General features: G+C 49.2%; 1 pseudogene. It reads left to right on the top strand.

Annotated elements, in window-relative coordinates:
* Positions 1-238: pseudogene (locus tag R0J87_RS24470) on the top strand (GGDEF domain-containing protein); the annotation flags it as partial.

The raw sequence follows: 238 nt of genomic DNA, 5'->3' as shown, positions 1-238 counted from the left end.
CCTGCTGGCATTCACCGCTGTTACAGAAATCACAGTCGATTTACAGACAGGCACTGTTCTGATGCCGGAAACACTGGCCAATTACTGGCTGCAGAACGTGCTGGCTATCGTCGTCATCTGGTCACAGTTATCTAAACTTTACATGTTGATGCGTTTGTACCGCCAGGCCACCCTGGATCCGTTAACCGGTATTTACAATCGCAGAATGTTACTGCAGCAAGCCCAGAAAGCGATGGAA

Origin of the sequence: Halomonas sp. SIMBA_159, assembly GCF_046536035.1 — a bacterium.
In the GTDB taxonomy this organism is placed as follows: Bacteria; Pseudomonadota; Gammaproteobacteria; order Pseudomonadales; family Halomonadaceae; genus Vreelandella; species Vreelandella venusta_A.
The sequence above is the reverse complement of the archived record's forward strand: the minus strand, read 5'-3'. Positions and strand labels throughout refer to the sequence as shown.